The 12,914-nt window shown below is 39.6% G+C and carries 6 protein-coding genes and 1 pseudogene; 6 read left to right on the forward strand and 1 reads right to left on the reverse strand.

The annotated features are described in order from the left end of the window. The 6 genes and pseudogenes from DWW23_RS25870 to DWW23_RS25895 form a co-directional block, all read left to right on the forward strand. Window positions 1-196, forward strand: a pseudogene (locus DWW23_RS25870) (hypothetical protein); the annotation flags it as partial. 187 nt (window positions 197-383) lie between these two features. Then, window positions 384-4,307 carry a hybrid sensor histidine kinase/response regulator transcription factor gene (locus DWW23_RS25875; protein ID WP_233564463.1) on the forward strand — a complete coding sequence of 1,308 codons (3,924 nt, stop codon included), beginning with the start codon at window positions 384-386 and terminating at the stop codon, window positions 4,305-4,307. 151 nt (window positions 4,308-4,458) lie between these two features. Beyond that, on the forward strand, window positions 4,459-7,602 hold the full coding sequence (locus DWW23_RS25880; RefSeq protein WP_122357346.1) for a TonB-dependent receptor: 3,144 nt from the start codon (window positions 4,459-4,461) through the stop codon (window positions 7,600-7,602). Window positions 7,603-7,614: 12 nt separating this feature from the next. Continuing rightward, a complete protein-coding gene (locus DWW23_RS25885; protein ID WP_122357347.1) occupies window positions 7,615-9,348 on the forward strand; it encodes a RagB/SusD family nutrient uptake outer membrane protein in 1,734 nt (577 codons plus the stop codon). Between the two features lie 34 nt (window positions 9,349-9,382). Then, complete coding sequence (locus tag DWW23_RS25890) at window positions 9,383-11,200, forward strand: heparinase II/III family protein (protein ID WP_229801138.1); 1,818 nt, start codon at window positions 9,383-9,385, stop codon at window positions 11,198-11,200. A 33-nt stretch (window positions 11,201-11,233) separates the two neighbouring features. Then, on the forward strand, window positions 11,234-12,445 hold the full coding sequence (locus DWW23_RS25895) for a glycoside hydrolase family 88 protein (RefSeq protein ID WP_122357349.1): 1,212 nt from the start codon (window positions 11,234-11,236) through the stop codon (window positions 12,443-12,445). Window positions 12,446-12,519: 74 nt separating this feature from the next. On the opposite strand, the gene DWW23_RS25900 is transcribed toward DWW23_RS25895, so the two are convergent. Continuing rightward, entirely contained in the window at window positions 12,520-12,897 is a 378-nt protein-coding gene (locus tag DWW23_RS25900) for an FN3 associated domain-containing protein (protein WP_229801137.1), read from the reverse strand. Window positions 12,898-12,914: the final 17 nt, after the last annotated feature.

Below are 12,914 nucleotides of genomic sequence, written 5' to 3' on the forward strand. Positions count from 1 at the left end.
AGAGGCAAAAGATATGGGAATGCTCGGTCATAAAATACCCGCTTATATTTATGGGAAGTCGAACATCGTTCGCCTGGTTCTGCTGTTACCTTATTCGGTTTTACGTTTCTATTTTTCCTATCAGAAGAAAGAACGGCTGTTGAGATTGCTGGCAGAGGATCGGGCAGAGGCGGCAAACAAACTATCGAAAGACTGAACAATTGATATTGCAGTGAATAAAATATCTCTATCTTTGTATAATTCATAATGTAATTGTGAATAAGCGGGGATACAAGAAGACTCTTTTATTTAGTTTCGTAAATAAGATGAAAAAACTACTGATATTGTTGTGTTTTTTGTTCATTCACCAAGTTATTTATCCGGTTTATTTTAAGCATCTTGGTATGAGTGACGGATTATCGCAGGTCTCTGTTATGTCTATTTATCAGGACCAGCTGGGACGGATGTGGTTCGGTACGCGTGAAGGGCTTAGTGTGTATGACGGAGAACGAATGCGGGTATACAAGGGATGGGAGAATCCGGACCAGGAGAGTTCTATAAATGTTTTGTTAGGGCATGAATGTGACCATCTGGTCGGTAACCGGCAGGGAGATATTTTTTTCAGAACATGTGATTCTTTGGTGAGGTATGATATCCGGGAAGAAAAGTTCCATGTGATTGGGAAATATAAGGCAAAAACGGTCATATCCTCAAATGGTGATATATGGACGGGGTATGATGGCATGATTTGCCGTTATGATGAAAAAGGGGATAGTTTATTGCTTTATACGGAGGAAGATATACCGGATATTTCCAGTTTGCTGGTCTCTGGAAATAAAATTTGGGTTGGAACGTATGAAGGATTATATGTGATTGAAAAAGGAGAAAAAGCACGTTGTCTGGTTGACGGACCGGAATTTTACCGTTTATTTGAAAGTACTTCAGGTGAAATATGGGCTGGTTGCCGTACCGGAGGACTGTATAGGATAATGCCGGATGAGAAGGTCGTCTGGTATTCGGATTCTAATGCGGAACCTTACCATATAGAAAGCAATCAGATACGGAGTTTTGCAGAAGATAGATTTGGGAATATCTGGTTCGGAACCTTTTTAGGATTACATAAATATAATCCGTATACAGATAAATTTACTGTGTACCGACAGGACCATCTACCGGGTAGTCTGTCTCATTCTTCCGTATTTTCTGTTTATATAGATATGCAGGCAACAATATGGGTAGGAACCTATTATGGAGGTGTGAACTATTTTAATCCGGAGAAGGAAATTTTTGCTCATTATACGGATAATCCTTTTCGGAAAGAGTGTTTGAATTATTCTTTTGTCGGCCATTTGGCTGAGGATAAGAATGGTAATATCTGGATATGTACCGAAGGAGGCGGGTTGAATTTTATGGACCGTAAAACGCGTACATTCAAATATTTTACTGCGGGACCTTCTAATTCTGTCTTACAGAATAATCTGAAATGTATTGCGTATGACGAAAAACGGGATCAGTTATATATTGGTACGCACTATGGAGGACTGACTCGGTTTGATATAAAAACCGGTATTTTTCATAATTATTTGGATGATTATGAGAAAGAAGATGTGAAACCGGATGGTATTATTTTTCACACGATGATTCATAATGATAAGTTATATGTGAGTGCAATGAACGGGACTTTTGTTATGGATCTTGGTACGGGTGAGTTTAAATGGTTATGTAGAAATGCACAGAATTTTACGATTGATAAGGAAGAGAATATATGGATTATGATCGGAACTTCCCTTATCAGGATTAGACTGGCTGATCCGGAAAATCAGAAAAAATATTTTCTGCCTCAATACGGTATTCAATTTGAACCTAAACGGATTATTACGACCAATAGTGGCGATATTTATTTTGTTGTTTTGGGAGGAGGTTTATACCGGTATGATAAACAATCCGATTCCTTTATCCATTACTCACAGGGAAGCGGGCATTTGTTAAGTAATTACTGTTATAATGTTGCGGAAACAAATTCGGGAGAATTACTGGTTACCAGCGATAAGGGTATTACTTTTTTGAATCCTTCCAATGAAAATACCCGGTTTGTGACATTGGGAACAAATTTGCCTATCACTTCAATTGCGGATGGATGTGGTATTTTGGTTTGCAGAAATAATGAACTGTTTGTCGGAGGAAATGACGGGCTTGCCTCTTTCTTCCGGGAAGATCTGGATCAAAAGGAAAAGAATTATTCTTTATATTTCTCGGAGCTGTATATCCATAATAAAAGAATATATCCGGGGGTTGTTTCGGGCGGGATCTTGAAAGAGTCTTTTCCTTTTAATAAGTCGATTCACCTGAATAATAAACAAAACAATCTGATCATAAATTTTGCAACTACTAATTATATTGATATTCAGAAGAATAATGAATATCAATATAAACTGGTCGGTTTTGATGAAGATTGGGTATCCTCTTTTTCCTCCAGTATTTATTATACGAATCTGGATCCCGGGGAATATAAACTGTTGGTTCGTGAAAAGATTTTACCGCAGCACTTGATGAACCGACGTGAAATTTCTCTGAACATCCTGATTGCACAACCTTGGTATAATACGGTCTGGGCATGGATTCTGTATACCCTGACTACCATTATAATTGTTTATCTGACAATTCGCACGATAAATGCCAGAAGAAGATTGGCCCTTTCTCTTGAGAAAGAAAGAGAAGAGAAAGAGCGGAATGAAGAACTTAATCAGGCCAAACTACGTTTTTTTACTAACATCAGCCATGAGTTCCGGACTCCGCTGACGCTTATTTTCAGTCAGGTGGATATGTTGCTCCAGAGTTCATCACTTCCTCCAACTTTATATAATAGGATTGTTAAGATTAGTAAAAATGCTACTCGCATGAGGAATATGATTTCCGAATTGTTGGAATTCAGGAAACTCGAGCAGAATTATGTTTCGTTGCGTGTCTGTGAACAAAATCTGGTTCCTTTTTTGAAGGATATTTATCTTTCGTATTGTGAATTGGCTGCTCAACGAACGATTTCCTTTAATCTTCATCATGAAGAAAATGATGTTCTGCTGTGGTTTGATTCCAATCAACTGCAAAAGGTCTTTTATAATCTTTTGTCCAATGCTTTCAAATATACTAAACCGGGAGGTGTGGTAGATTTGTATATTTCTCCGGATGAGAATAATGTTCATATAAAAGTGATCGATACGGGTATCGGACTATCGTCTGGTGATGTGTCACGTATTTTTGACCGTTTTTATCAGGCGGAAAACGGGAAACAACTGTCTAAGGCCAATCCGGGAACTGGATTAGGGCTGGCATTGAGTAAGAACATTGTCAACCTTCATCATGGAGAGATTACGGTACAAAGCCAGTTAGGATATGGTACAATTTTTACGATTACCTTATTAAAAGGTAAAGCCCATTTTGAGAATGATGGAAATACCATTCTTCTGGAAGTTCCGGAAGAGCCTATGATCAAACGGGGATCGTTGCCGGATTCCGTTTTACCGGAAGAATACAAAGAGATGAACACTACTTTTCCGGATCTGAAGGTCGGTTCTTATAAGATACTGATAGTGGAAGATAATGAGGAGTTGATACAAATATTAAATACCTTGTTTAGTCCTTTTTATCAGGTGATATTAGCTGGAAATGGAGAAGAAGGATTACGAAAGACTATTGAGGAAAAACCGGATTTGGTGGTCAGTGATGTTATGATGCCTCTGATGAGTGGCATGGAAATGTGTATGAAAATTAAGAATAATATTGATCTTTGCCATATTCCTGTCGTTTTGTTGACAGCCCTTGATTCTGTTGAGTATAATATTGAAGGATTCCAGCAGGGAGCTGATGATTATGTGAGTAAGCCTTTCCATGCAAGAGTTTTACTGATGCGTTGTAATAATTTAATTCGTAATCGTTTATTGCTGAAATCCAGATTGACTCAGCAAGGTGATTTTGATGTACAGTTGCTGGCCTCTACTTCCTTGGACCAGAAATTACTGAATCGTATTGTAGAAATTATAGATGAACATATGGGTGACCAGGATTTCGATGTGAATATACTTGCCCGTGAATTGAATATGGGACGTAGTTCTTTTTTTGCAAAAATGAAAAATCTTACAGGTATGACGCCGAGTGAATTTATACAAAATCAGCGTATCAAACGTGCATCGGTTCTGCTACAGGAACGGCCGGATATGTTGGTGAGTGAAATATCGGATCAACTGGGATTTGTTTCTACCATATATTTCAGTCGTTGTTTTAAGACAAAATTCGGGGTTTCGCCGGCTCAATTTCGGAAAAAAGAGAAGTGAAATAGCTAATCATTTATAATCAAATAGTTAAATCTTCTATTTGGACTGTGTGTATATAAAAAACGGACGCTATGTATAGGTCTTTTTTTGTGTACCCGGCTATTTTTGCCTCAGAGTTTATCTGAATTTATTAATCTAAATCTACCTATTTATGACGAATGATTTGAACATTCCTTTTTTTAGGAAAACAATGTTTGCAGGAATGGCCACACTATTCTTGTCCGTGGGAATAGTCCAAGCCAATCCGGTTAGTGCCGGGGAAGGTATAACGGAAAAGTTGCTATTATCCCAACAAGCGAAAGTGACTGTTACGGGAACAGTAAAAGATGCACAGGGACCGGTAATCGGAGCGAATGTAGTAGAAAAAGGAACTACTAACGGAACGGTCACTGATATGGAAGGACGTTTTTCTTTACAGGTGTCTCCTAGTGCTGTATTGACGGTTTCTTATATCGGTTATATTGAACAAAGTATACCGGTAAATGGAAAAAACTCTTTTATGATCCAATTAAAAGAAGATTCACAAGCCTTGGATGAAGTTGTGGTTGTGGGATATGGAACACAGAAAAAAGTGAATTTGACAGGAGCTGTATCATCTGTTGATATGAGTAAGATGGTAGATAGCCGTCCTATTACTTCATTGTCAGCAGGACTTTCGGGTATGGCTGCCGGTGTATCTGTGACACAAGGTAGTGGAGGGCGGCCTGGCAATGATGGAGCAACTATACGGGTACGCGGACAAGGTACTTTGAATAATTCTGATCCATTAGTTGTTATTGATGGGGTTCCGGGGAGTATGAACGATATTAATCCGCAGGATGTGGAAAGTATTTCTGTGCTGAAAGATGCTGCTTCGTCTGCAATTTATGGTTCACGTGCTGCTAATGGTGTTATCCTGATCACAACCCGTAAAGGTAAAACAGGCGGTTCCAGAATTTCTTATAACGGTTATGTAACTATGCAACAGGTTGCTCATCGTATGGACCTTGTCACCAACTATGCAGATTATATGGAACTGTTTAATGAAGGAGAAAGAAACAGTAATCTGCCGGCACCGTTTAGTCAGGAAAAAATAGACGAGTGGCGTGCTGCCGGGAATAGTGATCTTGTAAAATATCCGAATTCGGATTGGCAAGATGCTGCATTCAAAACAGGATGGTTGCAAAATCATACCATATCCATTACCGGAGGTTCTGATAAAATTCATTATTTCATATCCGGAAATTATCTGAAGAATCCGGGAATTATGGAAAATTCCGGTTATGACCGTTATAGTGCCCGTGTGAACCTGGATGCGGAAGTCAAAGAATGGTTTACGATTGGAGTTAATGCCTATGGTTATCGTGGAAAAGAAGATCTGGGATTGATCCAGACAGAAGGTACAGGCAGTTTATTTTATACACATTTGCAGGCAACGACTCCTGGGATGTGTTTCCAGGCACCAGACGGGCGGTATGGTGGTGTCAATAATCCGGAAGATGATGCCCAGTCTGGTACCAATAATATATTGCGTAAGTTAAACAGTACAAAGGGAAATCGGACAACAAATAAAATGGTATCGCGTTTTTATGCACAGATCAGACCTTTTAAAGGATTGACCATAGAAGGATCTTATACATATGATTTTCAAAATAGATACCGTTATGAACAGCCCGTGTTTCATGATATATGGAATTTGTATAGTAATACTGTCCAGACTGCCGGAACAGGAAAGACAAAAGTGACCAATCACGACGAAAAATGGGTACGGAATCATATGGATGGAATTATTCGTTATGAAACAGATATAGACCGATTAAATATTCAGGCGACAGTCGGAGGTAGCCAGGAAGCGTATCGTTATAATTGGTTCCAGGCCAGTAAGGAAGATTTAATCGCTCCGGAAATGACGGAATTGAATGCCGCAACGGCCAATGCTACAGCGACAGGAAACTATTCTAACTGGGCTATGCATTCTTTCTTTGGAAGAGTAAACCTGAACTGGGATGAGAAATATTTGTTTGAAGCCAATCTTCGTATGGATAATTCTTCCCGGTTTGCTGCAGGAAAAAACAGAAGAGGTTTCTTCCCTTCATTTTCTGCCGGTTGGCGTATGAGTGAAGAAGGATTTATGAAAGATATAGATCTTGTCAACCAGTTTAAAATACGTGCTTCTTATGGCTCATTGGGAAACAATTCGGTAGGTGATTATGATTATCAGATGTTTTATTCTGCCTCAAATTATACATTGAATAATTCCGTACAGATTGGGATGGCGCAAAGGGCCTTGTCTAATGCCGGTTTGACATGGGAGACGACCTATTTAACAAATGTGGGAATTGATTTTGGTGTTTCAAAATTGAGTGGAAATGTTGATTTCTTTGTAAAAAATACTAAGGGAATCCTGATTGATTTACCTGCTCCGTTAGTGCATGGGAATGCAACTGTCCCTAAATCAAATGCGGCTCAGGTTCGTAACAGAGGTCTTGAATTAAATCTGACGTGGACTGACCGTATCGGGCAAGTAGATTACTTCGTGGGAGGGAATGTATCATACGTAAAAAACGAAGTAACTAAATTTAAAGGTGATGAACCATCTATTAGTGGGACTAATATGATATTGGAAGGACAACCAATCAATATTCAGTATGTCCTTTCCGTAGATCGTATTATTCAGACAGAAGAGGATCTGGCATTGGTCCGGACCATGGAAGAGAAAAATCCGGATGCTTTTTCCCAGTATAAAAAACCGGAAATGGGTGATTTCCTTTATAAAGATATTGATGGTGACGGGTGTATTACGGATAAAGACCGTATCATGGTTGGTAATGGAACCAATCCAACTGTCACTTTTGGCTTCAATTTCGGAGCAAGTTGGAAAGGATTGGACTTCTCATGTATTCTTCAGGGGGCAACTGGACTGAAAGAGTACTGGAGCGGTCAGGATGGAGCTAGCTTTTGGCCTTTAGTTCGCCGGGGTAATCAGATTAATAAGACAATTGCTGACGGACGCTGGTATTCGGGGCGAACAGATGCTACTTATCCGCGTTTGTTGGATTACAGTGATGGACGTAACAGTGTAGCCAGCGACTTTTGGGTCCAGGACAGATCCTATGTAAGGGTAAAGAATATACAATTAGGATATACTATCCCGAAGCAGCTTTCCCAGAAATTGTTGCTGGATAACCTTCGTTTCTATGTCAGTATAGATAACGCATTGACATTTACGGGATATAAAGGGCTTGACCCGGAAATATCAGGTACTAAGTATCCAACAATGAGATTAACAACATTTGGACTGAATCTTACCTTTTAAATATTTTGAACCATGAAAAAAATACTGATATATATTTCTATTTTATTGACATCTGCCACATTCAACGGATGTTATGATCTTAATACTTATCCCGGTGATAAAGTAAGTGAGAACCTTTTCTACCAAACGGAAGAACATGCGAAACAAGGATTGATGGGAATTTATGGCATGTTGCGGGATAATCACGCCTACGGTTACCAGTTTTTATTCGATCACCTGGCTGATATTGCTTATGGATATGACTATTATATGATGTATCTGGGTACTTATTCTGATCGTTCAGCAGAAATTCAATCCAAATGGCAAACGATGTATGATGGGATTCAGAGAGCTAACAGCTACCTTCGGGTCATACCGACTATGGATGTTCTTACCGAGGAACAAAAAAAGGAGTATATGGCTGAAGCCAGATTCCTGCGGGGAATGTTTTATTTTACTCTGTTGGACTTATACGGCGGTGTTCCTTACTATGATGAAACGACGAATCTGAATGTGGAATACGTTGGCTTGAAGAAACCCAGAAGCTCCGCGGAAGAGATCCGTGTACATATCATCAGTGACTTGAATGAGGCTGTCGCTTATCTTCCGGTCAGGCATAATGATTCTGATTATGGTCGTGCGACGAAAGGGGCAGCCTATGCTTTGCGTGGAAAAGTTTATCTTTATAATAAAGAATGGCAGAATGCTATTGCGGATTTTGAAGAGATTGTCAATAACAAGTCTAACAATTATGGATATGACCTAGACACTGATTATGCTCATATATTTAAACTTTATAATGGAGATAAGAGTTCTGAGATGATCTTTTCTGTACAGAATAAAAGTGGTGTCGGAACAGAGTATGGTATGGCTATGCAAGCATTGATGGGGACACGCAGTGCGTTTGGTAGTTGTTGGAACAATACTGTTCCTTCCACCCAATTGGCAGATATGTATGAACTCAAAGATGGCCGTCCTTTCAGTTGGAATGATGTTTTTCCCGGATACAATGAAGCTACTCCGGATCAGCGTAAAGAATTGTTTAGTGTAGATATGGATGCGTCAGGGGCTGTTATTGGATTGAGAGATGTAGATACAGCGCAAATATTGAATGTATATAAAAGCAGGGATCCTCGTATGATGGCTACTTTGATTGTCCCTTATTCTATTTATAAAGGTTGTATCGGAAAGACGACTCCACGGGATATGTTGTTTGCGATGGACCATAATGTGCAAGGAAATGAAAATCAGGGAACCATACGAAATAATAAAGGTTGGATATCTTATTTGTATCGCAAATTTGTAGCTGAATATGATCTTGGGGGAGCTATTAGTGACCGTTTACACACTCCTTTTGAGTTTCCTCTGATTCGTTATGCGGATGTATTGCTGATGTTGGCGGAAGCCTATAATGAAAATAACCAATTGGATAAAGCGGTTACCGAATTCAATAAGGTAAGAGCCAGAGTGGATATGCCCGGATTAAACTCTGGTCCTGCCTGGATGCTTGTTACATCCAAAGAGCAGATGGCTGAACGTATACGAAAAGAACGTGCTGTTGAGTTTGCGGGAGAAGGATTACGTTTCAGTGATTTGCGCCGTTGGGGATGGGAAATAGCAAGCAAGGCTATGAGTGAGGTAGATGCAATCAATATTTATGGTGAGTTTATCTATACTCATAAATTTTCCGAACGGGATATGCTTTGGCCTATACCTGGTGTGGAGATAGAGCGCAACGAAGCGTTGAAGCAGAATCCGGGATGGTAAATCCATTCAAAATGTAATTTTAATGTATCAATTTATGAGATTTATTGGTTTAGTGAGCTTATTCTTCTTGTTTTCTTTGGTAGTCAATTGTAAAGAAACATCGGTCCTTTTCCGGGAAAGGATGTTGCAGCAGCATCCCAGGTTACTGTTTAGTAAACAGGAAGAACAAAGAGTTCAGGCTTTAGTGGGTAGAGAACCTTTATTGGATAGCTTACGTGCCGGTTTGATGAAGGAAGCGGAACGATTATTGGTTGTTCCATTACAGGAGGATCCGCGCATGAAGGTTAAACAGACGAAAGATATATTGTCGGTCAGTCGTGAACAGGTATACCGAATGGTTAACCTGTCCCTGGCTTACCGGCTCAGTGGAGATAAACGGTTTGCTGAGAAGGCAGAAAAGGAATTGGTGCATGTTTGTAATTATCAGGATTGGGATCCAGCCCATTATCTAGATGTTGCAGAAATGACGACTGCGGTTGCTATTGGATATGACTGGTTATATGATGTGCTGTCTCCTGTGACAAAACGATTGATTGTCAGTTCTATTAAAACGAAAGCATTGGATCTTGTTGTCGAAGAGTATAAAAACGGTAACAGTGATTCTTGGGCCAAACGTGAGACGAACTGGAATGTGGTTTGTAATACAGGGATGGTATTAGGAGCTTTAGCCATTGAGGAATATTATCCTGAACTTACTCAACATATTATCGGTGAAGCTGTAAAGTATGTACCTAATTGTCTGAAACATCTGGCACCGGATGGAGTTTGTTATGAAGGACCTGCCTATTGGGGATATACCAATATGTATCTTTCGCTCTTATTAAAAGCTTTGAATGATAATCTCGGACAGGATTTCGGGCTTTCTGAAATGCAGGGTGTGGATAAAAGTGTTTTGTATTATATGCATAGCACAAGTCCTTCAGGCAAGATATTTAATTTTGCTAATTCCGGAAGTACGGCGCCGACAGCAGAACCTATTTATTTTTATTTCAGTAAAGCATTCAATCAGCCGGAAGCTGCATCGTTTTATAGGAAGGTCCTTTCGGAAACAGTACAAAGCGGGAATTATTTCAGATTTTATTTTTTGTCTATTCCCTGGTATGATACAGCTTTTTCTGCTTCAGAAACCTTGCCGAAGTTAAACGTCTACAGAGGAATAAATGATATTGTTGTATTTAATGGAGACAGGAATGTATCCAACAGTATTTATCTGATCGCTAAGACCGGCGATCCGGATATGGCACATCAACAGTTGGATATCGGAACTTTCATTGTAGAAACAAACGGGATAAGGTGGACTGATGATCTGGGGACGGATAATTACAGTTTGCCCGGATTCTGGGATTATAAGCCGGACGGCCGGAGGTGGACTTATTTCAGGAATTCCAATTTTAGTCATAATACTCTGTCGATCGATAATCAATTACAAAATTCAGCTGGGATGGGAGAGATCAAAGATTGTGACGATAAAGCTGTTCGCCCTTTTGTAACAATGGATATGAGTACGGCTTATCAGGAACAGAGCCGCTTTGTTTACCGAACTTTCTGTTTATTGGATGATACCCGGATAATGATTACGGACAGCGTAGGGTTAAAAAATACGGAGCAATCGGTACAATGGTCTGTGATTACTTCTGCCGATGTTGAGTGTAATGGAAATACGGCAATTTTACGAAAAGATGGTAAATCATTCTCTTTGAAGATTGAATCGCCGGTTAATGCTTCGTTTACAACAAAAAGGGCAAAAAGAGAGACGGAAAATGAAAAACTTATAGAAGGTTATACGGTTTTATCAGCTTCGGTCTCAAATAGCACCATACAGGTAATCAAAGTTTTATTATCAGGAGATTAGACATGTAATTACATCAAAAATAAATATATAAATATGGTAAAAATGAAGTATTTAATGGGTATAGCTTTCTGTGCTGCGTTGATTTCATGTAGTGAAGTGAAGAAGGAGTTTATTGAAGAAAATGTTGAGTTTGCCCATAAACAGATAGGTAATGAGATAAAACTTATTGAAGAAAGCGGTAAGTTTATGAATCCGACTACATTGAATTCAGACGGCTCCGTTTATTACTGTAATCTGACCGACTGGCGAAGCGGTTTTTTTCCAGGTTCTATATGGTATTTGTATGAATTGACGGGAGATAAGACGTTGTTACCTATAGCCCGAAAGTATACAGAGGAGGTTAAGGATGCCAAAAACATTACATGGAATCATGACGTCGGTTTTATGATCTATTGCAGTTTCGGCAATGGATTACGTTTAACAGGAAATGAGGAGTATAAAAATGTGATTGTTGAGGCAGCCCGGTCTTTATCGACCCGTTTCCGGCCTGTGGCGGGTATCATTCAGTCCTGGAATGTTGACAGGGGATGGATTTCCGAACGCGGTTGGGAATGTCCTGTCATTATTGATAATATGATGAACCTGGAGTTATTATTTGCTGCAACAAAATTGTCCGGCGATTCGACATTCTATAAGATTGCTGTTTCCCATGTGGATCGTACCATGAAGGAACAGTATCGTCCGGATGGCAGCTGTTATCATGTGGTAGATTACAGTATGGAGAATGGTTCCGTTCGTTTCCGTCATACTGCACAGGGATATGCACATGAATCGGCATGGAGCCGTGGGCAAGCCTGGGGTATCTATGGGTTAACGCTTTGTTATCGTGAAACGGGAGACCGAAAATATATAGACCAGGCGTTAAAATCAATCCATTTTATGTTTACTCATAAAAATACTCCTGATGATTTTATTTTTTACTGGGATATGGATGCTCCTAACATACCAAATGACTATCGGGATGCTTCGGCTGCGGCTTGTATCGCTTCTGCCTTATATGAGATAACGACGATGGGAGTCTCTGAACCGCAGATATATAAGGCATATGCTGACCGTATTATGGAGAGCTTGGCTTCTCCGGCATATCGTGCGGAATTGGGAAAGAATGGGAATTTTCTATTAATGCATTGTGTGGGAAGTATACCTCATAATGGTGAAATAGATGTTCCACTCAACTATGCTGATTATTATTTCTTGGAGGCATTAAAACGGAAAAGGGATATAGAAAATAAGTATAATTCGTAACAGCACAAGACTCTCTTTGTATTGTATGGCACATAATCTTTGAATTGGATCAAAGGATTATGTGCCTGTACAATTTATTCTGTAATTACAGAAAACTCGCCGATCCCTGCCAGAGGTTGATTATCGATGATGCGAGTTGCTACAAACCGTATCTTGTTTCTTTTTACAGCCGGGAAACGGATTTCCTGTTTTCCTTTCGGTAAATAGAATGTCGTATATCCGTTGCCGTCGAACATCGCTATTGTTTTTTCGTCTTTTGGATAAATGACAGTGTAGTTGGATGCCGGAATATCCAACTCTTTTACGGGAACCGGACTGCTCTTGTCGAAAGTTCGGTCATACGAGGTAGCCTTGATTGTTCCTTTTTGAGCAAATGCAAAAGGTTCGGTATAACGGGGGGAATCTTTTGTCGGTTCCGAGCTCTTTCTGGAATTCGTTAATTTCGCTGGCACCTATTGTCTGCGTAAAA

It is taken from the genome of Parabacteroides sp. AF14-59 (assembly GCF_003479515.1).
GTDB classification, from domain to species: domain Bacteria; phylum Bacteroidota; class Bacteroidia; order Bacteroidales; family Tannerellaceae; genus Parabacteroides; species Parabacteroides faecis.